The sequence below is a fragment of the Mesorhizobium sp. 1M-11 genome, assembly GCF_001303895.1.
In the GTDB taxonomy this organism is placed as follows: Bacteria; Pseudomonadota; Alphaproteobacteria; order Rhizobiales; family Rhizobiaceae; genus Mesorhizobium.
This window is the reverse complement of the sequence record NZ_LJSD01000075.1, coordinates 62,702-83,356: the sequence shown is the minus strand read 5'-3', so window position 1 is coordinate 83,356 and position 20,655 is coordinate 62,702. Positions and strand designations below refer to the sequence as shown.

Below are 20,655 nucleotides of genomic sequence, written 5' to 3'. Positions count from 1 at the left end.
CCTGATATGAATATCATGACGGAAAAGACCCTCGAACAGGCAGTGAGCAGCCAGATGAGCGCCCAGACGAACGAAGTCATCAAGATGCGCGGCGACAAGGTGACCGTGCACTACGGCGAGAAACAGGCGCTGTTCGACGTTAATCTCGACATTCGCCAGAACCAGGTGACGGCGCTGATCGGCCCCTCCGGCTGCGGAAAATCGACTTTTCTGCGCTGTCTCAACCGCATGAACGATACGATCGATTCCGCCAAGGTCGGCGGCCAGATCACGTTGGACAGCGAGGACATCTACGATCCGAAGATCGACGTGGTGGAGTTGCGCGCCCGCGTCGGCATGGTGTTCCAGAAACCCAACCCGTTCCCCAAATCGATCTATGAGAACGTCGCCTACGGTCCGCGTATCCATGGCCTGGCCAGGAACAAGGCCGACATGGATCGCATCGTGGAGTCCAGCCTGCAGAAGGCCGCGATCTGGAATGAAGTGAAGGACCGTCTCGGCGAGCCGGGCACCGGCCTTTCTGGTGGCCAGCAGCAGCGCCTATGCATTGCACGCGCGATCGCGGTGTCGCCCGAAGTCATTCTGATGGACGAGCCATGCTCGGCACTCGATCCGATCGCCACTGCCAAGGTCGAGGAACTGATCGATGAACTGCGGCAGAACTATACGATCGTCATCGTGACCCATTCGATGCAGCAGGCCGCCCGCGTTTCGCAGCGCACGGCGATGTTCCATCTCGGCTACCTGGTCGAGGAAGGTGCCACCGACAAGATGTTCACCAATCCCGACGACAAGCGCACGCAAGACTACATCACCGGCCGCTTCGGCTGAGTGAGCGACGGCTGCCGAGGAAAAGCGAGGACACAACTATGGGCGAACATACCGTCGCTTCGTTCGACGAAGAGCTCGGACAGGTCAGCAGGCTCATCAGCGACATGGGGGAGCTTGCTTCTTCGATGGTCGCGAGCTCGACCAAGGCGCTGCTCAAGTCCGATAACGGACTTGCCCAACGCGTCGTATCCGACGACGCGATCATGGATGCGCGCCAGCGCGAGCTGGACAACCGGGCCATCACGCTGATTGCCAAGCGCCAGCCAATGGCGCAGGACCTGCGCGCCGTGGTCGGTGCCATCCGCATGGCCGGAGACCTGGAACGTATCGGCGATCTGGCCAAGAACATCGCCAAGCGTGTCGGCGCGGTCGGGCAAGGCGCTACGCCGCGCGATCTCTCACATTCGATCGATTCCATGGCGCAACTGGTGCTCGGCCAGGTCGATGGCGTCGTCGAAAAGTATGCGGCAGGGGATGCAGAGGGCCTCGCCCAGCTCAGGGCCGACGATGAGCGCGTCGATGTGAAATACACGTCCGTCTTCCGGGAGCTTCTCACCTATATGATGGAGGACCCGCGCAACATCACGGCCTGCACGCATCTTCTGTTCTGCGCCAAAAACCTCGAACGCATCGGCGACCATGTCACCAACATCGCCGAAAACGCTTTCTACGTGCTGACGGGCGAACAATTGCCGCCCAATCGGCCGAAGCTCGACGAGACGGCTGCTGCCGCTCCGGCGGCCTGATCAGGGACGGACGGCAAGATGATCGCGCCGCGCGTCATGGTGGTAGAGGATGAGGAGCCGTTGGGCGTCCTTCTCCGTTACAATCTGGAATCCGAGGGCTACCAGGTCGAAGTGGTCGCCAGGGGTGACGAAGCCGAGATCAGGCTTCAGGAGAATGTTCCGGACCTTCTGGTGCTCGACTGGATGGTGCCGGCGGTATCCGGCATCGAACTGTGCCGGCGGCTCAGGATGCGGCCGGAGACCGAGCGTCTGCCGGTCATCATGCTGACGGCGCGCGGTGAGGAAAGCGATCGGGTGCGCGGCCTTTCCACCGGCGCGGACGACTATCTGGTCAAACCATTCTCGATGCCGGAGTTCATGGCTCGCGTGAAGGCGCTGCTGCGCCGTGCGAAGCCTGAAGTGTTGTCCTCCGTGCTCAAGGTCGGCGATATCGTGCTCGACCGCGAGTCGCACCGGGTCTACCGCAAGAAGAGCGAGATCCGGCTCGGGCCGACGGAGTTCCGGCTCCTGGAATTCATGATGCGCCACCCGGGTCGGGTCTTCTCGCGCAGCCAGTTGCTCGACAATGTCTGGGGCGAGACGATCTATATCGATGAACGCACCGTGGACGTGCATGTCGGCCGTCTGCGCAAGGCGGTCAACAACGGCCGCATGCCGGACGTCATCCGCACGATCCGCGGTTCGGGTTACGCCATCCGCGAGGATTGATAGAGCATGATCCCGAAAAGTGGGAACCGGTTTTCGGAAAAGATCATGCTCCAAGAAAGACGGAGCGGCGCTCAGCTCTCCTGAAGCGCCAATGCCGCCGGACTGCCCAGCGCGAAGATCTCCTGATCGATGAAGGTCAGCGCGCGCATGGCGCAGCCTTCGCGGATCAGGATCTGTTCCTTGGGTTCGGTTGCGAAGACAATCGACTCGGAATGCTGGCCGCCGGCAGTCTCGGCAATGGCGCGCCGCAGTGCCGGTTCGATCAGGTCGAAGGCTGTCGCTCCGATCCCGACGAAAGTCACCGGCGCAGGGTCGATGACAGAAAAAAGCGAGCCGAGGCTGTAACCAAGGGCCGATCCGGCCTGCTCATAGGCGTCTCGTTCCGGACCGGCGCCGGCGCGAGCCTTTTCGGCCAAGGACAGCATCTCGTCATCCGGAATGTCGGCGGCTGGTTCGGTGTTTTCATCGAGGCCGTGGGCATTGCGCCAGATTGCGTAATTGCCGGCATAGGCTTCGACGCAACCGTGACGACCGCAACGACACAACGCGCCCTTCGGCCGGTGGATCATGTGTCCGAATTCACCGCCGGACGATTGGGTGCCGATGAACAATTCGCCATTGAGCACGATACCCATGCCGATGCCGTGCGAGAGCAGAACGGCGATGAAGTCGTCGCGGTAACGGTCCGTGCCGCGCCAGCGCAAGGCGACCGCCATCATGTTGCAGTCATTCTCGACGATGACGGGAATGCCGAAGGCTTTTTCCAGGATATCGGCGAAAGGGATATCGCCATGCGGCGTGATCGGCGTCCAAAGCATGGTGCGCGCGTGCGAGTCGGCCGTGCCCTGAACGGCGAAGGCGATGCGCAGCACCCGATGTTCGGCCAGGCTCCTGTCGCCAAGTCGCCGCCTGACCATTTCGACGCATTCAGTGATCAATGCTTCCCGCGGCAGCGACAGCGTATCCAGACGACAGGTTTCCTCGGCGAGGACCTTGCCGGCATAGTCGATGGCTGCGGCCGTCAAAAGATTAAGCGACAGAACGACCGTCAGGACAGCTGCCGCGCTCGGGTCGAGCTGCAATCCCACCTGGGGGCGGCCTCGTTTCGATGCCGTCGGTTCGCTGCGGCCCTCGCGCAGAATGCCTTCAGCGATGAGATCGGACGAAATCGCGGAAATGGTCGAATGGCTGAGGCCGGTGATGGCGGTGATTTCGGTGCGGGAAGGTTGTCCGGAACGACGCACCGCGGCAAGCACCATTGCGCGGTTTCTGCGGCGCAAATCGTCGTGACGAATCCCGACAGTCATGTCCTTGCCGTTCCTCCCCCCGTCCGGCCGCGCGCGCCGAAGTCGTTGCGCCCGGTCCGTTATGGGTATTCTGAAAGCGCATCCTTTGTGCATAGGTCGACGCGGGAACGAATGCAAAACCCTGTTTCGTTTTCCGTGTTACGACAGCGCGCTCCTCCACAGATAGTGGCAGAACATACCGCTTCAGTCACTATTATTTCGTGCTTCGAAAAAAAATAATGCGGACATCCTGAAACCCGTTGACAGAAAGCCGTACCTGCGCGATTATTTTTTCGAAGCTCGAAAAAAAGCTTCTCCAATGGCCAACGCACACAAGCGCGCCCTTGGGCGCGGGGAGGAAAACATGAGGAAATTCACGGCCGCCATTCTGGCGGGTGCCGCGATGACACTTGCGCTTTCGGCTGTCGCCGAAGCGAAGGACAAGGTGATCGGCGTGTCCTGGTCCAACTTCCAGGAAGAGCGCTGGAAGACCGACGAAGCCGCTATGAAGAAAGCGATCGAAGCGGCGGGCGACAAGTACATTTCCGCCGATGCGCAATCGAATCCCGGCAAACAGCTCACCGACGTTGAAAGCCTGATCTCGCAAGGCGCCAATGCGCTCGTCATCCTTGCGCAGGACACTTCAGCCATTGGTCCTGCTGTGCAGAAGGCCGTGGACGAAGGCATCCCGGTCATCGCCTATGATCGCCTCATCGAAAACAAGGACGTCTTCTACCTGACCTTCGACAACAAGGAGGTTGGCCGCCTGCAGGCGAAGGGTGTGTTCGATGCGAAGCCGGAAGGCAACTACGTCTTCATCAAGGGCTCCAGCACCGACCCGAACGCCGATTTCCTGTTTTCGGGCGCGATGGAAGTGCTGAAGGCGGCGATCGATGCCGGCAAGATCAAGAATGTCGGCGAAGCCTATACGGATGGCTGGCTGCCGGCGAATGCCCAGAAGAACATGGAGCAGTTCCTGACCGCCAACGACAACAAGGTCGATGCAGTGGTGGCCGCCAATGACGGCACTGCCGGTGGTGCCATTGCGGCTCTGGCCGCACAGGGACTGGCCGGTTCGGTTCCGGTTTCCGGCCAGGATGGCGATCATGCCGCGCTGAACCGCATCGCGCTCGGCACGCAGACCGTCTCGGTGTTCAAAGATGCCCGCGACCTCGGCAAGAATGCCGCTGAAATCGCGGCCCAGCTCGCCGATGGCAAGAAGATGGCTGACATCGCCAACGTCACCGACTTCACCACCCCAGGTGGCAACAGCGTCAAGTCGGTGTTCCTGACACCGGTCGCGATCACCAAGGACAATCTCAACGTCGTCATCGACGCCGGCTGGGTTTCCAAGGACGTCGTCTGCCAGGGTGTGAAGGCCGGTTCCGTCAAGGCCTGCGACTAAGCACGTCTGCGGCACGCAGGAGACCACGGCACAAGTGCCGTGGTCTTGGCAACGGTTCCTGTCTCTGGGACCGGCAAGTCCCGGTAGAGTGGCACGCCATGGCCGAAAGCGGCGCATGGTTAGAGCGTTTCCGCTCTTCTCGGAAACATGGAACGCTCTAACTCTTTGTTTTTACGCAATTGCGAACGCAAAACCGCTGCGCACCTTTGCTGGAATTGCTCGTGGGAGGAATATCATGACGGATACGACCTCGAATGCGCCGGTCGATCGTGCCCGCGCAGCCGAACTGACAACCATCGGACGCTTCCTCAAGGCGACCGAACTCGATATCCGCATGCTCGGAATGGTCGCTGCCCTGGTGATCATCTGGGTGGGACTGGATCTGTGGTCTGGCGGTCTTTTCCTGACCCCCCGCAATCTGTGGAACCTGTCGGTGCAAACCTCGTCCGTCGCCATCATGGCGACCGGCATGGTGCTGGTCATCGTCATGCGAAACATCGACCTGTCGGTCGGGTCTGTCGAAGGTGTCGTCGGCATGGTCATGGGCGTGGCCCAGGCCGAATTCCTGATCCGGGTCATGGGCATGCAACTCGGCAATCCATGGCTGTGGGTCATCGCGCTGGCCACCGGCATCGTCGTCGGCCTGGCAATCGGCGCGCTACAGGGCTTCATCATCGCCTATCTGGAGGTGCCGGCCTTCATCGTCACGCTTGGCGGCCTGCTGATCTGGCGCGGCGCTGCCTGGTGGATCACCAGCGGTCGCACGGTCGCACCGATGGACGCCACTTTTCAGCTGATGGGCGGCGGTCCCGCCGGTTCGATTGGGTCCACCTGGAGCTGGATACTGGGTCTTGCGGCGTGCGCCGGCGTGGTCGCGATGCTGCTCAATGGCCGCGTGCAGCGCAAGCGCTTCAAATTTCCCTTGCGCCCGGTCTGGGCGGAAGTTTTCCTGGGTATCGTCTCCTGCGCGATCATCCTCGGTGCTGTGACGATCGCCAATTCTTATCCGTGGCCTGTCGGGGTGGTGAACAGATACGCCGAAGCCAACAACATCACGGTTCCCGAAGGCGGCCTTTTCATCGCTCACGGCATGGCCATCCCCGTGTTGATGGCGGTTGCGGTCGGGCTTGTCATGACCTTCGTCACCAACCGCACGCGTTTTGGTCGTTACGTCTTCGCCATCGGCGGCAATCCCGAAGCGGCCAATCTCGCCGGCATCAACACGCGCTGGGTCACCATGAAGGTGTTCATGATCATGGGTGTGCTGGCTGCGGTTGCAGCCGCCGTCTCGTCGGCTCGTCTCAACGCTTCGACCAATTCACTCGGCACGCTGGACGAGTTGCTGGTGATCGCGGCGGCCGTCATTGGTGGCACTTCGCTCGCTGGTGGCTCCGGCACGATCATCGGCGCGATGCTGGGCGCCTTGCTGATGCAGTCGCTGCAGTCTGGAATGGTTCTGCTTCGCCTCGAAACGCCGTTGCAGAACATCGTCGTGGGGCTGGTCCTGGTCGTCGCCGTCTGGCTCGACACCATGTACCGCAAGCGCGTCTAGAAGGGGCATGACCATGGAACAGAACCGCATTCCGCTCGTCGAGATGAAGGACATATCGATCGCCTTCGGTGGCATTCGCGCCGTGGACGGTGCATCCTGCGATCTCTATCCGGGCGAAGTGGTAGCCTTGCTCGGTCATAACGGTGCCGGCAAGTCGACCTTCATCAAGATCCTCTCCGGCGCCTACAAGCGCGATTCCGGCCAGATCTTCATCAACGGCGAAGAGGCGGCGATTTCCAATCCGCGCGACGCCAAGAAATACGGCATCGAGACGATCTATCAGACGCTCGCTTTAGCCGATAATGTCGATGCCGCCGCCAACCTTTTCCTGGGCCGGGAGGTGATGACGAAATATGGCACGCTCGACGATGCGGCCATGGAAGCAGAGGCGCGCAAGGTGATGGGGCGCCTCAATCCGCGCTTCCAGCGCTTCAAGGATCCGGTCGTCAAACTGTCCGGCGGCCAGCGCCAGTCGGTGGCGATTGCCCGCGCCATCCTGTTCAACGCGCGTATCCTGATCATGGACGAGCCGACCGCCGCCCTGGGCCCGCAGGAAACGGCTCAGGTGGGCGAGCTTGTCAGGCAGCTCAAGACGGATGGGCTCGGTATCTTCCTGATCAGCCACGATATCCATGACGTCTTTGACCTGGCCGACCGCGTCTGCGTGATGAAGAACGGACAGGTTGTCGGCACGGCCCGAACCCAGGACGTCACAAAGGACGAGGTGCTGGGCATGATCATTCTGGGCAAATGCCCGCCTGGCGCCATACCTGGACCAGGGGCACTCAAGGAAGCCGCCTAGCACCATTTGTCAGCAATGCCGGCCCGTGCGCTTGTCGTCACCAGGCTAACAAAGCATACCGCTTTCGGTTTGGTTTTCCGTAGTCTAAAAGGACCACCGGGGGCTCTTGCGGGCTAGCGGCTGATTTTGAAAAAGTTTTTCCCGACGATTGCTTTCGTTGCCGTCGCCATGGCCAGCCTTGTCCTGGCCGGCTTCGCTTATTTTGCCTCGCGCGACGCGGCCCGAATCAAGTTCGAGGCCGCAGCCGACGACGCCGTCAATCGCGTGGAAAGCAGGCTCGACCTGCATATGTCGCTGCTGCGGGCGACCGAAGCATTCTTCGGCGCCCGGTCAGGCGATGTCTCCCGCGCCGAATTCGAGAATTTCTACAAGACGCTCGACGTCGACGGGAATCTCGCCGGGTTGCTTGGCCTAGGCTATCTCAAACTGGTCAGACCGGGCGAGGAAGCTGCAGCGGAAGAGGAAATACGGCGTAACTACGGTGTCGACCGGACGATTTCATCGATTGCCGGTGTTCCCTGGCAGGCACCTGTGATGTTGCTTGAGCCGGCGGAAAAGGAAAGCAGGCGCTATCTCGGTTTCGATGTTGCGGCCGATCCCGTGTCGCGAAAGGCCATGGAACAGACGATGGCCGACAACGGCTTGCATACGAGTGGCCGGCGTATGCTCGATCCCCTGTCCAGCTGGAAAGATCAGGCCGAATCGATGGTCACGGGGTTTGTGATCTTCGCCAGGCTTGGTTCACGGGACGCGGCGCAGAATCAGGACCCCGTGGCATCCACGAAGGGGTTCCTCTACGCGATTTTTCGCGCGCGCGACTTGTTCGATGTGATCCTCGGCAAAGCTCCACAACTGCCCGTCAATATCGAGGCCTATGATCAGTCGATCGACCCGAACAATCTGTTGTTCCGTTCGGACGAGCCGCCGGTGCATGGGTTTGGTCTCAAGAGCATTCGCATGATCGAGGTTGCGGGTCGACCCTGGGCCATCGTGCTGCGGCCGACCGCTGCCTTCACCGAGCCCTCTTCGCCCTTCGTGCCGGTCGTGCTCGGCCTGTTCGGATTGCTGCTGGCAGGCACCATCGCGATGATCGCCCGTTACCAGGAGCGGGCTTTCGATGCGGCCGCACAATTGCACGAAACGACCGAGAAGAGCCTGCTGGAGAAGGATTTGATGCTTCAGGAGATGCGGCATCGGATCAAGAATTCCATCGCCCGTGTTCTGGCGATATCCCGTCAGACGGCTGCGCATTCTGCTGACCTCAAGGAATTTACGAACTCCTTTTCGGCAAGGCTTCAGTCGATGGCTGCATCGCAGGACATGCTGACGCGTTCGCGGCGTCAACAGGCCGATCTCGGCGACTTGCTGCGCGTCGAGCTCAGCCAGGTCTTCGGGAAAGAACTGCCGAATGGTCTGCTCTCCGGCCCGCAGATCATGCTCGATGAAACCATGACCCAGGCGCTCGGGCTTACCTTCCATGAACTGGCGACCAACGCCCTAAAATATGGCGAGGCCGGCAATTCAGTTGGGGCACTCAAAGTGGATTGGACGGTCGAAGGCAAAGGGCGTGAACGGACATTGGCGTTCAACTGGACGGAAACCGGCAAGACGAAGCTGGAACCGCCGGCCAAGACCGGCTTTGGTACGCGCTTGATCGACATGAACATCACGCGCGAGCTGCGTGGCACGATAGAACGCGAATTCCGCGATGATGGATTGCGGGTGAGGATCCGGCTTCCTTATTCGAGCTGAGATACGGTCGCTGGGACGAGACGCAAAAAAGGCCGGCAAGCCGGCCTTTTTCGTGGATTTCAGGTGTCAGAGCGTCCTTTGGCGCCTCAAACGGGTGCGCGGCGCTCTAATACCGCGCAGATCAGTTGCAGCGGCGGGTATAGATCCGGCCACTGTCTGGATCGCGATACTGGCAGTAGCCATTGCGCAGGTTGCGGACCAGCAGGCCCGAGCCGGCGCCGACGGCCGCGCCGATGGCTGCGCCCTTCCAGCCGCCGACAGCGCCGCCGATCAGCGCGCCAACTCCGGTGCCGACGGAAACGTCCTGTTCGGTGGTGGTACAAGCGCTGAGGGCAAGCACGCCCGCCAGTGCCAAAATAGTCTTACGCATCAATTCACTCCTCTCGCTTGAAGTCCCTCGCATTGCAGCGCGGCGTCCACTTCCAAGCGGTTCTTTAGCATGGGTGGATGGATTTTGTCTGCCCCCTCAATCGCTTGGCTTGCAAGGTGGTTTTTTCGAGGCAAACGACCAAGCCGCCCCGACGTGGGGTTTATCCCGCGAGCGAAATGAGAGCCACGATCAGCACCATGCCGCCGACGATGGCGAACACGACGGGACCTGGTCCCAGGTTTCGGTGTTTTGTATCCGGGATGGCCGGCTGATCGTCGAAGTTGCCCAGCGAAAGGCGCGCGGCGCGCTCCAAGCCCTGCATGTCGCTGGTCACCGCACCTATCCCCCACCTTGTCCGGGCGTCGGACCCGATCCAAAACGCCGGCCCCAAAACCGCCGGCCCCAAAACGCCGGCAAAGTATCGCAAATCATGGTGAATATCGGGTTAAGGCTCGTCCGGATCAATCCGCGGCGAAGTTGCCCGCCGGCACGACCAGATGATACTCGACCCGGTCGTCAGCAATCTCGAATGTGGCCATGCCATCGAGCGCGGCGGGGACTACCCGCTCCAGTGCCACCGAACCGAAACGCTTCTGGTCGGGACTGCTGCAGGAAGGGAAACGTTCGTTCCAGCGCAGCCACAAGGCGGGCGGGTTCGCATCGAGATCCGCGAGCCCGGCCGTAACGTCGACGACAGCGTCCGATTGCGACAGAGCGCCATAGCTCATCGAATTGACGACGAGTTCGTGCACGGCAAGACCAATGTGGAGTGCCGCGTTGGGGTTGAGGAATGGGTCTACACCTTCGAAACGCAGGCTTCGCGAGGGATCGGCGCCATAGCGCTCCATCTGGCCTTCGATCAGTTCGCGAAGGCGGGCGCCGCGCCAATTGGAAGAGGTCACCAGATCCTGCGAGGAGGAGAGCGATTGCAGCCTACCCCTGAAGCGGGTCAAGAAGTCGCCGATATCGCTTGAATAGCGGCCGGTCTGGCTGGCGATACCCTGGATAATGGCCAGCAGGTTCTTGGAGCGGTGACTGACCTCTCGCAACAGCGTCTTCAGCGTCTGCTCGCGGCGCTTCTGCTCGGTCACTTCGATCCAGGTAGACACGATGCCCTGGATGACGCCCGCGTCGTCCAGGTCCGCGTCCAGCCAGATGTCGAACCAGCGTACCCCATCTTCATGCGGCATGCTGATCTCGATGCGCCCGGATTCTCCAGTTTCCAGCACATGGCGCTGGGCGGCTTCGATCCTCTCCAACTGAGCCGGAGGCAGGCCGCCGCCTTTTTTCTTCGGTACCAATGGGGCGAGGATGTTCCGCGTCCAGACCTTGGCCAGCGTCCGATCGTGGTAGGCTACATAGATGCCGGTATGTCTGAGGGCGATATTGAAGGCCCGCCGGATCTGCGCATCGCAACCCGGGGGCAGGTCATCCTGGTCGAGTCGTCGCTCGACCTGGTCGAGTCGCTCGACCTTGTCGACACGTGCTGTGGTCGCGGCCTCTGCAACCACCTGGATGTTCTCGTTGGCCGGCAGGCTCATAGCGCGCCCTGCTTTTCCACGGCGTTGGCTGCGGTGCCGTTCATGCCCGTTTGAAGATGCCGGCGAGCAGAGAAATCACGAGGAAAGCCAGGAAGATGAAGAAGAGAATCTTGGCCAGACCTGCGGATGCTCCAGCTATGCCTCCGAATCCAAGCGCGCCGGCCACGATCGCCACGACCAGAAAAACCAGCGCCCAGTACAGCATGAACCGACTCCTTTGTTAGATGCGGCAGAACGTGCTGCCGCCCTTGTTTGTTCCGCTCTGCTGCGAAAAACACGATCGGAGCCGTCTTCGTCAAGCCGCAGCCTTGGCCTGTCGATCAAAGAACAGCGCCTGGCTGATCAACGCCTTGACCATGTCAGGGTTGAACGGCTTCGTAACGAGGAAGGTCGGTTCCGGCCTTTCACCAGTCAGCAGACGCTCGGGGAAGGCCGTGATGAAGATGACCGGCACGGATGCCGTTCTCAAGATGTCGTTGACGGCATCGATGCCGGAGCTGCCGTCGGCAAGTTGAATGTCGGCCAGCACCATTTTTGGCCGAGCCTTGGCAAAAAGTGCCACGGCTTCCGCCTGTGTGCGGGCGATGCCGACAACGCGATGGCCGAGGCTTTCCACCATCTCCTCGATATCCATGGCAATCAGCGGCTCGTCCTCGATGATGAGGATGTCGGTCGCGACCTGACGGGAAATCTCCTTGCTCGCCTCGACGAGAAGATCGGTGAAGCGATCTTCGCCGATACCGAGGACTTCGGCTCCCTCAACCTCGCTGAAACCTTCGACGGCGACCAGCAGGAAGGCTTGGCGCGGCAACGGTGCAAGAGCGTCAAGATTGGCTGCCGCCCGTTCTTCCCAGCCCGTCGGCTCTTCACCTTTAGGGACGCGGATTGCAACCGACGTGAACAGTTTTGCGAAGATCTTGTAGAGCGCGATGCGATCGGAGGAACTTTCGGGAAAGATCGACGTGTCTGCGATGATCGCCTCGAGCATCGTCGCCACCATGGCATCGCCGCTATGCTGAGAGCCGGAGACGGCCCGCGCAAACCTGCGCAAATAAGGAAGATGCGGCGCGATAGTGGCGGACAAACCCATAACAAACGGCTCCCTCGGATGGCGTCTCTGCGATGTAGCAGCTAGAAGTATATATATACCCGGGACAACGAACGTTCTCGCCATGAAAAAGTTCCACCATGGCGGAACCATTGTCCAGGGGAGACGTTACGAGCCAACCAAGCGAACGGATAGAGATTGCTTGCTGGACCAAGCCGAAAACAGCTCGGGGGACTGGACAAAAGGCGAATGAAGGACACCACCAAGACTGGCGCCGGTACGCGCCAGGCCGGTTCTGCCGATGCGCTCGGCGCGAATTCCGAAATCGGCCGCAAGCTCAAGCAATATTACGACGAACTCGTGTCGGACGAAGTTCCGGATCGGTTTGCTCAGTTGCTGGCGCAACTGGAGCAGGTCGAACCAGGGCGCAAGAAGGACTGACGCATGTCCGCATCCGAGGGCTTCCGGACCGACCTGCTCGGCGCCATCCCAAGCCTGCGCGCTTTTGCCGTGTCATTGACCCAGAATGCCGACCGCGCCGACGACCTTGTCCAGGAGACCCTGGTCAAGGCCTGGGACAAGCAGGACAGTTTTCAGCTGGGCACCAACCTCAAGGCCTGGCTTTTCACCATCCTACGCAACGAATTCTATTCGCAGATGCGCAAGCGTGGCCGCGAGATCCAGGACAGCGACGGCATCATGACGGCACGGCTGGCCATCCATCCATCCCAGCACGGGCAACTTGATCTCAAGGATTTTCGTGCTGCGCTGGAGCAATTGCCCGAGGACCAGCGCGAAGCCATCATCCTGATCGGCGCTTCCGGCTTCTCTTATGAGGAAGCGGCGGAAATCTGCGGTTGCGCGGTAGGTACCATCAAGAGCCGCGTCAGCCGGGCCCGTACCCGGCTTCAGGAAATCCTTCAGATCTCCGGCGATGAAGATTTCGGACCCGATGCGATCTCGGCCCAGGTGACAGGGTCATCGGTTCGTTGAAGGCTGCTGCCTTTGCGGCTGGACTGAATTGTCAAAACCATTTTCAATGGAACCGGCCCTTTCCGAGCGGGTTGAGATGGTGCCGGGCGTGTGGGCACGGCAAAATGCAGGGAGTTCAGCATGGCCAGAACCACGGACAAGATCAGCGGAACCGCCAAGTCCACTGCGGATCTAGAGGCCGATATCCGGCAACTGCAGGCCGATATCGCGAAGCTGACCCAGCAACTGGCCGAAACCGGCGAGCACGGATTTGGTGCGGCCCGCCGTGCCGCGGCCCAAGGTGCCGAACACCTGCGTGAACGGGGTGAGGCAGCCATGGAAAAACTGCGCGGCAACGCCCATGACATCGAAGATCAGCTCTCTGCCACAGTCCGTGAAAAACCGATGACGGCTCTGGCTGTGGCCGCTGGTGTCGGTTTCCTTTTCGCGCTCCTGTCGCGGCGTTGAATTCCGGCGGCACGTGAAACCGCTGGCTTCCCTTTTCATCAGCCTCGTTGCCGGTGAGGCTGGCACCATCGTCAAGCATATTCGTGGCGCGGCGATCGCCTGTGGGCTGGCTCTCATCGCCGCGTTGATGGGGGTGAGTTTTCTGCTGCTGGCAGCCTATCTCTGGGCTGCCGACCGATTTGGTCCCATCAACGCGGCGTTGGGCTTCGGGGCAGGGTTCCTGGTGCTGGCCGGTGTGGTGTTCCTGGCCTACCGCCTGAGTGCGAAACGGCGCGCGCGTCGACGTGCCGAACGCCGCAAAAACGACCTGACGGCGTTTGCTATCGCCGCGGGGATTGCCGCGTTGCCGGAGCTCCTGCGCAGCAAGGAGGGGCTCGCAACTCTTCTAGGACCACTTGCAGCGCTTCTTGCCTATGCCGCCTACCGGGAAAACTTCCCCTCCGAATCCAAGCCGGACGATACCGACGAAAGCACGGGGGATCCCAGTCAGGGCGGTTCAGGCCAGTCTTGAGCAGTTAAGTGAACGATGGGCGTTTCATCGTTCACAATCACAGCACAGTCCATTCTGTCTTCGGTGTCTTTGCCGGAACCGGCTGCACGCTCATATTGGCGTTGACAGCGGCCGAGGGGCCGCGCCGGAGAGAAAGGGCAAAAATCATGCTCACCCAGATCAAAGGCTTGCATCACGTCACTTCGATGGCTGCGGATGCACGCCAGAACAACGACTTCTTCACGCACAAGCTTGGCCTGCGCAGGGTCAAGCAGACCGTCAATTTCGATGCGCCGGACGTCTACCATCTCTATTATGCCGACGAGTTCGGTACGCCGGGTTCGGTAATGACCTATTTCCCGTTTCCGAACATCGGCGCGGCCCGGCAGGGGGTTGGCGAAGTCGGCACCACTGTCTTCTCTGTTCCTGAAGGCACTCTGCCTTACTGGCAACAGCGCTTCGCGGAACAAGGCATCACCCTTGCCGCGCCAGAGGAACGATTTGGCCAAAAGCGGTTGAAATTTTCCGGACCGGACGGCGATGGCTTTGCTTTGGTCGAGGATAAAAACGACATTCGCGCTCCGTGGTTGAAGGGTGGTGTTCCAGGCGATGAAGCGATCCGTGGCTTCCACTCCGTGTCGCTGCGCCTGAAGGACGGCGGCGCTACCGAGGAATTGCTGAAATTCATGGGCTATGAAGAAGTCGACCGTTCCGGCAGCATGCTTCGAATGGCGCTGAAGGACGGTAACGGTGCCGAGGTCATCGATATCGAAACCCTGCCCACTGCTGCCTTCGCCGGACTTGGCGCCGGCTCCGTGCATCACGTTGCCTTCGCGGTGGAAGACCGCGCCAAACAGCTCGAGGTGCGCAAGGCGCTGGTCGACACGGGTTATCAGGTGACGCCGGTGATCGACCGTGACTATTTCTGGGCGATCTACTTCCGCACGCCAGGCGGTGTGCTGTTCGAGGTCTCGACCAATGAGCCCGGTTTCAACCGGGACGAGGATACCGCCCATCTTGGCGAAGCATTGAAGCTGCCCGCGCAGCATCAGCACCTGCGGCCTTATCTCGAGAAGCACCTGCAGCCGCTGGAAGGTTGAACGAAATCCGGGCACTTGCCGCCAACTGCGGCGAGTGCTGTCTGGAAAAGGAGGGCGTAATGCCGGAGAATTCCTACATCCACAAAATTCTGGCAGGCGCGCCCGGCGGCCCGGCCCTGTTCGTTTTCCACGGTACTGGAGGCGACGAGCAGCAGTTTCTGGGCCTCGGACGCGAACTTTTGCCTGACGCAACAATTGTTTCGCCGCGCGGCGACGTATCCGAGTTCGGCGCCGCGCGCTTCTTTCGCCGCACCGGCGAAGGCGTTTACGATATGGACGATCTGGCCCGAGCGACAGCAAAGATGACGGAATTCGTCCAGGCGCAAATCCGCGCCTTGAAACCCTCGGCGGTACTGGGACTGGGCTATTCCAACGGCGCCAATATGCTCGCTTCCGTGGTCTTTGCCGACCCGGCGCTGTTTGATGCCGCGGTGCTGATGCATCCCCTGATCCCCTTCGAACCGCAGGTTGCGGGCAGTCTCGCGAAACGTCGTCTGTTGATCACCGCCGGCCGGCGTGACCCTATCTGTCCGCCCCATCTGACCAACCGGCTTGATGCCTATTTGCGTGCCGCAGGTGCCGATGTCACAGTGGAATGGCACGAAGGCGGCCATGAGGTGCGGCCGAATGAAATCGAAGCGGCGAGGCGGCTCTTGTCCGCCGAACCAGCGAAGGGAGCCTAGCCATGACCGACCAACTGCCCGAGGTCGAACTCGAAGACCACGGCTCCAAGGGCCGCTATGTGCTGCGCGGCTCCGGTGGCGCCGAGGCCGAGATGACATTCACCAAAGTCGGCGAGCACAGGATCATCATCGATCACACCGAGGTTCCGGACGCTTTTCGCGGACAAGGTGCTGGTTTGAGGCTGGTGACGCGAGCGGTTGAGGATGCCCGCGCATCACAAAAGAAAATCATCCCGCTCTGCCCGTTTGCCGCAGCACAGTTCCGACGACACGCCGAATGGGCCGACGTTCTGGCCAGCTGAGTTCCTCGACCGCCGATTCAACGAATTTTGACGTGGATTTGAGATCTCCAGCGCGTAACAAATCGCCGTGTCGATGCGAACAATCTGGGAGCAGTGCCTGTGGCGGGCATGAATGAAGCCGAGCTTGCCCGATTGATGCGGGCTGCCACCGCAGGCGATGAGAAAGCCTATGCCGAATTCCTGCGCGGAACCGCAGCGATCGTTCGCGGCTTTGCGCGGCGCAAGATCGTGCAAGGCGGTGTCGATCCCGAGGATGTCGTGCAGGAGACTTTGCTGGCCATTCATCTCAAGCGGCATACCTGGCGTCAGGATGCGCCGATCCTGCCGTGGATCTACGCCATTGCCCGCTTCAAGCTGATCGACGCTTTTCGGCGACGTGGCCGGCGCATCGAAGTGGCCGTGGACGATTTTGCCGAAACCCTGGCCGAACCGGAACAGGAAACGGTCAGCGAGCGCGACATAGGTCGTGCGCTCGATGGTCTTCCGCCGGGTCAGCGTTCAGTGGTTTCGTCGATTTCCGTCGACGGCAACTCAATCGGAGAGACGGCGCGAAAGCTCGGCATGAACGAGACCGCGGTGCGGGTGGCGTTGCATCGCGGGCTGGCGGCCATCGCCAAGCGTTTCGGGCGAGGCTGAGATGAAGACGGATGAACTGATCAAGATACTGGGCGCCGATGCCAAAACGACGACCCTGCCGCAGGGCCGGATGTGGCTCATGGCGGTGATGCTTGCGGTGATCGCTGCTGCCGCGGTGTTTTTCATGACCATCGGCATGCGTCCTGATTTCATGCAGGCGGCGCAGACGATCCGCTTCCTGTTCAAATTCGTCTTCACGGCCACCCTGGCAATCACCGCTTTCATGGTGCTGCGGATGCTGGCAATGCCGGGCGCGCCTGCAGGCAGATATGGCCGCTGGCTCCTTGCCGCGCCGCTCCTCATGGCAGTGGCGATCGTGCTTGAGTTGATCGTGATGCCGTCGAGTGACTGGGGCAGACGTCTCATCGGCAACAATATGATGGTTTGCCTGGCATTCATCCCATCGGTCGGTCTTGTCCCTCTTGTGGCTCTCCTTGTGGCACTGAAGCATGCCGCGCCAACGAGGCCGGCGCTGTCGGGGGCGGTCGCGGGACTGTTGGCCGGCGGTCTGGCTGCCACCTTCTATGCGGCGCATTGCACGGACGATTCCCCGCTGTTCGTCGCGACCTGGTATGGTCTGGCCATCGCTGCGCTGGGTGGGATCGGAGCGTTGGCGGGACGCTTTTTCCTGCGCTGGTAAACCCGGAGATAAAACAGTAAAATCTTATAGATACAGATTTTCGCGCGTTTACCCGGTCACAGCTCTAAATGGTGGACGCGCCCTCTATGCAATCATTGCTTAAATGAGTTACTTCATAGTGATGGTGAAGGGATGCGCCTAGCTAGGTAGATAACGCTGTGACGTTTCACCACTACGAGGGACGTGGTCCGGGCAAGTATCTTTCGGCGATTGCGCTGGGCTTGGGGTTCTGGTTAGCGGCAGTGGCTTCGATCCAGCTGTCGCGGGTCGGCGACGGCGTTGCCGCACTCTGGCTGGCTTCCGCGGTTGCCTTTGTGATGCTGGCAAGGCGTCGGCATGCAGCAGGCTGGATCGACTACACCGCCATTGCACTCGCCACATTGGCGTCCAATCTTGCCTTTGGCTCGTCCTGGCAAATGGGCGTTCTGTTCGTAATCATCAATGTGGGCTACGTCGCATTGTCGCTCTGGCTCGTCGATCGTTTCGCCGGCGGAGTGCCGGTGAAGACGATGCCGTCGGCTCGCACGTTTTCTCTCATTCTTTTCCTCACCGCAGTCGTTGCTGACGCAATTGCCGGCTTTGTCTTTGCTGGCGCCACCTACGCGCTCTACGGCTGGCCGATCGTCCAGACGGCCTGGACTTTTCTGTCCGGCAATGCCCTGGGATACGCGCTGCTTTTGCCATTCTTGACGTATGCGACACGGTCCGAGGTCTCAGCTCTGCTGAAGCCCAAGGCGCTCTTTCGTTTCGCGCTGGTGACGGTGATCTGCGTTGGTCTTGCCTATCTGGCGCTCAGCCAAAGCCGCTTTCCGTTTGCGTTGGCGATGCTGCCCCTCATGGTGATCGCGCCACGGCTGGCCCATCTCGAATTGGCGCTCGTTTGCGCATTTGTCGGAGCCGTTTGCGTCGCTGCCGCCATGGGTGGTTTCATGCCGGGCCTCAATGGCGGGACCGAGATGTTGAGCGACGGCTTTCAGGTTTCGGTCGCCATCATCGTCTCCACGCCGTTCCTGGTTGGCTTGTTCATCAAGCAGATCAGCGAGGACCATGCGCGTCTGGCCGATGCCGAGACACGCTGGAACTTTGCACTGGCCAGCGCCGGGCAAGGCGTCTGGGACGCCGACATGCGCAACAACACCGTTCACTATTCGGCAACATGGAAGCACATGCTCGGCTACGAGGATCACGAACTGGGCAACGATCCGGACCTGTGGCTTGAACTCGCGCACCCCGACGATGTCGCGCGTATGGTTGCCGCCGATCACGATCACATGGAAGGGCGCACACTCGAATACGAACTCGAGTTCCGCATGCGTCATAAAAGCGGGCGCTGGATCTGGATGGCGGATCACGGCAAGGCGATCGAACGCGAGCCTGATGGGCGTGTGGCGCGAGCGATCGGATCGATGACCGACATCACGAAGCGGAAGGAGGCCGAGGAGCGGTTGATGGTTTCGGCAGCGCTTCTTGCCGACGAGAAGGAGCGGTTGCGTGTGATGCTTCAGTCGATCGGCGATGCCGTTATCGGCACCGACGCTGAAAACCGCGTCACGTTCATGAACCCCGTGGCGGAAAAGCTGACTGGAGCGACCAGCATCGCGTCTCTGGGCAAGCCACTCGGTTTCGTCTACCGCGCCGTTGACGAGGAAACCGGGCGGCGGCTCGACGAACCGCATCTGGCCGACAACAGGCTCGATCGGACGGAACAGAACAGCCGCGCGGTTCTGGCGCGGAACGATGGCACGCGATTCAGCATCCGCCAGGTGGTGTCGCCGATCCTGAACGAACAGAACGAATTCAGCGGCTCGGTCATCGTCTTCCAGGATTTCACCGATGCGCGGACACTGCAGCGACAACTCGCCTATGCCGCGACCCACGACGCCTTGACCGGCCTGGCCAACCGTCCCGCCTTCATACGAACGGTGGAGGATCTGCTCGACAAGGCCAGACAGGACGCATCACGCTACCAGCTGATGTTTATCGATCTCGATCATTTCAAGCCGGTCAACGACACCAGCGGTCATGCCGCCGGCGACGCGTTGTTGCGCCAGGTGGCTTCGACGATCAAGGCGGTGCTTACGCCGTCGGACATCGTGGCCAGGTTTGGCGGTGACGAGTTTTCGGTGGTTTTGATGTCGCCTTCGCTTGCCGACGGCGAGAGGGCGGTACTGGCGATCCTGGATGCGGTAAGCGCGCTGGAATTCACCTGGGACGGGCAGACGCATCACGTCTCTTCAAGCATTGGCCTCACGTCGATCGCCGCCGACTCCGGAGAGGTGAACGAGATCATCGCGAGAGCCGACGCGGCCTGCTACGCGGCCAAGGCGGCTGGCCGCAATTGCGCTTTCGTGGCCTTACCCGGTACCGCCCCCGGTGTCGCGACACCGATGACGCGGGTAGCGACGGGGACCTGAAATTCAGAAGTTCCGCTCGTCCGCGTCAGCGCGTCGGCACGGGATGTTCGCCGCGATAGTCGTAGAAGCCGCGACCGGACTTGCGACCGAGCCAGCCGGCCTCGACATATTTCACCAACAGCGGGCAGGGGCGGTATTTGGAGTCCGACAGGCCTTCATGCAGCACCTGCATGATCGAAAGACAGGTGTCGAGACCGATGAAATCGGCAAGCTGCAGCGGTCCCATCGGATGGTTGGCGCCAAGCTTCATGGCTGTATCGATGGCTTCGACCGTGCCGACGCCTTCATAGAGCGTATAGATGGCCTCGTTGATCATCGGCAACAGGATGCGATTGACGATGAAGGCAGGGAAATCCTCGGAGACGGTGATCGTCTTGTCGAGCTGCTTCACATAGGCCTTGGCCAGCTCGAAGGTCTGATCCTCGGTGGCGATACCGCGCACCAGTTCGACCAGTTTCATGACCGGCACAGGATTCATGAAATGAATGCCGATGAACCGCTCCGGCCGATCAGTCTGGGCGGCAAGACGGGTGATCGAGATCGAGGACGTGTTGGTGGCAAGCACGGCCGTCGGGTTGAGTTGCGGGCAGAGCTGCGCGTAGATCTTGCGCTTGACCGTCTCATCTTCCGTGGCAGCCTCGATAACGAGGTCTGCGGCGGCAAGATCCGCCATGGCTGCTGCGGAGCCGATGCGGGAAACGGCATCCTTGCGCTCTTTCTCGTCCAGCTTGCCGGAGGCGACCTGGCGGGCCAGGTTGCCGCTGATTGTGGCAATGCCCTTTTCGATGCGGTCAACGGAGACATCGTAAAGCAAGACGTTGTAGCCAGCCAATGCCGAGACATGGGCGATGCCGCCGCCCATCTGGCCTGCGCCGATGATGCCAATCGTTTCGATCTTGCCGGTCATTC

24 protein-coding genes are annotated in these 20,655 nt (G+C 60.8%); 17 read left to right on the top strand and 7 right to left on the bottom strand.

Annotation, left to right across the window (positions count from 1 at the left end; all coding sequences use genetic code 11):
* Positions 1 to 6 precede the first annotated feature (6 nt).
* From pstB to phoB, 3 genes are read left to right on the top strand one after another with little or no spacing between them, the layout of a single operon-like run.
* Complete coding sequence (gene pstB, locus AO692_RS29830) at positions 7 to 831, top strand: phosphate ABC transporter ATP-binding protein PstB (RefSeq protein ID WP_054313667.1); 825 nt, start codon at positions 7 to 9, stop codon at positions 829 to 831.
* 38 nt (positions 832 to 869) lie between these two features.
* Positions 870 to 1,577 carry a phosphate signaling complex protein PhoU gene (gene phoU, locus AO692_RS29825; protein ID WP_054313666.1) on the top strand — a complete coding sequence of 236 codons (708 nt, stop codon included), beginning with the start codon at positions 870 to 872 and terminating at the stop codon, positions 1,575 to 1,577.
* 18 nt (positions 1,578 to 1,595) lie between these two features.
* Positions 1,596 to 2,285, top strand: a complete 690-nt coding sequence (phoB, locus tag AO692_RS29820; protein WP_054313665.1) for a phosphate regulon transcriptional regulator PhoB — start codon at positions 1,596 to 1,598, stop codon at positions 2,283 to 2,285.
* A 71-nt stretch (positions 2,286 to 2,356) separates the two neighbouring features.
* On the opposite strand, the gene AO692_RS29815 is transcribed toward phoB, so the two are convergent.
* Positions 2,357 to 3,592, bottom strand: coding sequence for an ROK family transcriptional regulator (locus AO692_RS29815; RefSeq protein WP_054313664.1), 1,236 nt, complete (start codon positions 3,590 to 3,592; stop codon positions 2,357 to 2,359).
* 343 nt (positions 3,593 to 3,935) lie between these two features.
* Here AO692_RS29815 and xylF point away from each other — a divergent pair, with 343 nt between their 5' ends.
* The 4 genes from xylF (at position 3,936) to AO692_RS29795 (ending at position 9,082) form a co-directional block, all read left to right on the top strand.
* The gene (xylF, locus tag AO692_RS29810) at positions 3,936 to 4,976 is read left to right on the top strand and encodes a D-xylose ABC transporter substrate-binding protein (protein WP_054313941.1); all 1,041 of its coding nucleotides are present in this window, start codon (positions 3,936 to 3,938) and stop codon (positions 4,974 to 4,976) included.
* A 235-nt stretch (positions 4,977 to 5,211) separates the two neighbouring features.
* On the top strand, positions 5,212 to 6,528 hold the full coding sequence (locus AO692_RS29805) for a sugar ABC transporter permease (RefSeq protein WP_054313663.1): 1,317 nt from the start codon (positions 5,212 to 5,214) through the stop codon (positions 6,526 to 6,528).
* Between the two features lie 13 nt (positions 6,529 to 6,541).
* On the top strand, positions 6,542 to 7,330 hold the full coding sequence (locus AO692_RS29800) for an ATP-binding cassette domain-containing protein (protein ID WP_054313940.1): 789 nt from the start codon (positions 6,542 to 6,544) through the stop codon (positions 7,328 to 7,330).
* Between the two features lie 126 nt (positions 7,331 to 7,456).
* Positions 7,457 to 9,082 carry a CHASE domain-containing protein gene (locus AO692_RS29795; protein WP_054313662.1) on the top strand — a complete coding sequence of 542 codons (1,626 nt, stop codon included), beginning with the start codon at positions 7,457 to 7,459 and terminating at the stop codon, positions 9,080 to 9,082.
* A 121-nt stretch (positions 9,083 to 9,203) separates the two neighbouring features.
* Here the strand turns inward: AO692_RS29795 and AO692_RS29790 are convergent, their stop codons facing one another.
* The 5 genes from AO692_RS29790 to AO692_RS29780 form a co-directional block, all read right to left on the bottom strand.
* On the bottom strand, positions 9,204 to 9,452 hold the full coding sequence (locus AO692_RS29790) for a YMGG-like glycine zipper-containing protein (RefSeq protein WP_054313661.1): 249 nt from the start codon (positions 9,450 to 9,452) through the stop codon (positions 9,204 to 9,206).
* A 160-nt stretch (positions 9,453 to 9,612) separates the two neighbouring features.
* Positions 9,613 to 9,786 (bottom strand): hypothetical protein, encoded by a 174-nt coding sequence (locus tag AO692_RS33255; RefSeq protein WP_161808149.1) that lies wholly within the window; start codon positions 9,784 to 9,786, stop codon positions 9,613 to 9,615.
* A 127-nt stretch (positions 9,787 to 9,913) separates the two neighbouring features.
* On the bottom strand, positions 9,914 to 10,993 hold the full coding sequence (locus tag AO692_RS29785; RefSeq protein WP_082407653.1) for a PAS domain-containing sensor histidine kinase: 1,080 nt from the start codon (positions 10,991 to 10,993) through the stop codon (positions 9,914 to 9,916).
* A 40-nt stretch (positions 10,994 to 11,033) separates the two neighbouring features.
* A complete protein-coding gene (locus AO692_RS32575) occupies positions 11,034 to 11,198 on the bottom strand; it encodes a DUF1328 domain-containing protein (RefSeq protein ID WP_024922700.1) in 165 nt (54 codons plus the stop codon).
* Positions 11,199 to 11,288: 90 nt separating this feature from the next.
* Entirely contained in the window at positions 11,289 to 12,083 is a 795-nt protein-coding gene (locus AO692_RS29780) for a response regulator (RefSeq protein WP_054313660.1), read from the bottom strand.
* A 207-nt stretch (positions 12,084 to 12,290) separates the two neighbouring features.
* On the opposite strand from AO692_RS29780, the gene AO692_RS29775 reads away from it, so the two are divergent.
* The 10 genes from AO692_RS29775 (at position 12,291) to AO692_RS29730 (ending at position 19,746) form a co-directional block, all read left to right on the top strand.
* Entirely contained in the window at positions 12,291 to 12,482 is a 192-nt protein-coding gene (locus AO692_RS29775) for a NepR family anti-sigma factor (RefSeq protein WP_054313659.1), read from the top strand.
* A 3-nt stretch (positions 12,483 to 12,485) separates the two neighbouring features.
* Positions 12,486 to 13,034, top strand: coding sequence for an RNA polymerase sigma factor (locus tag AO692_RS29770; RefSeq protein ID WP_054313658.1), 549 nt, complete (start codon positions 12,486 to 12,488; stop codon positions 13,032 to 13,034).
* Positions 13,035 to 13,154: 120 nt separating this feature from the next.
* On the top strand, positions 13,155 to 13,481 hold the full coding sequence (locus AO692_RS29765) for a DUF883 family protein (protein ID WP_054313657.1): 327 nt from the start codon (positions 13,155 to 13,157) through the stop codon (positions 13,479 to 13,481).
* Positions 13,482 to 13,494: 13 nt separating this feature from the next.
* Complete coding sequence (locus AO692_RS29760) at positions 13,495 to 13,992, top strand: hypothetical protein (RefSeq protein WP_054313656.1); 498 nt, start codon at positions 13,495 to 13,497, stop codon at positions 13,990 to 13,992.
* 146 nt (positions 13,993 to 14,138) lie between these two features.
* The gene (locus AO692_RS29755; RefSeq protein WP_054313655.1) at positions 14,139 to 15,071 is read left to right on the top strand and encodes a VOC family protein; all 933 of its coding nucleotides are present in this window, start codon (positions 14,139 to 14,141) and stop codon (positions 15,069 to 15,071) included.
* Between the two features lie 59 nt (positions 15,072 to 15,130).
* Positions 15,131 to 15,754: an alpha/beta hydrolase gene (locus AO692_RS29750; protein WP_054313654.1), complete on the top strand. Its 624-nt coding sequence runs from the start codon at positions 15,131 to 15,133 to the stop codon at positions 15,752 to 15,754.
* 2 nt (positions 15,755 to 15,756) lie between these two features.
* The gene (locus AO692_RS29745; protein ID WP_054313653.1) at positions 15,757 to 16,056 is read left to right on the top strand and encodes a GNAT family N-acetyltransferase; all 300 of its coding nucleotides are present in this window, start codon (positions 15,757 to 15,759) and stop codon (positions 16,054 to 16,056) included.
* Positions 16,057 to 16,155: 99 nt separating this feature from the next.
* Entirely contained in the window at positions 16,156 to 16,692 is a 537-nt protein-coding gene (locus tag AO692_RS29740) for a sigma-70 family RNA polymerase sigma factor (protein ID WP_054313652.1), read from the top strand.
* Between the two features lies 1 nt (position 16,693).
* Positions 16,694 to 17,332 carry an NrsF family protein gene (locus tag AO692_RS29735; RefSeq protein WP_054313651.1) on the top strand — a complete coding sequence of 213 codons (639 nt, stop codon included), beginning with the start codon at positions 16,694 to 16,696 and terminating at the stop codon, positions 17,330 to 17,332.
* 158 nt (positions 17,333 to 17,490) lie between these two features.
* Positions 17,491 to 19,746, top strand: coding sequence for a diguanylate cyclase (locus AO692_RS29730; RefSeq protein WP_244483551.1), 2,256 nt, complete (start codon positions 17,491 to 17,493; stop codon positions 19,744 to 19,746).
* A gap of 25 nt (positions 19,747 to 19,771) precedes the next feature.
* Here AO692_RS29730 and AO692_RS29725 read toward each other — a convergent pair whose 3' ends face one another.
* Positions 19,772 to 20,653, bottom strand: coding sequence for a 3-hydroxybutyryl-CoA dehydrogenase (locus AO692_RS29725; protein WP_054313649.1), 882 nt, complete (start codon positions 20,651 to 20,653; stop codon positions 19,772 to 19,774).
* Positions 20,654 to 20,655: the final 2 nt, after the last annotated feature.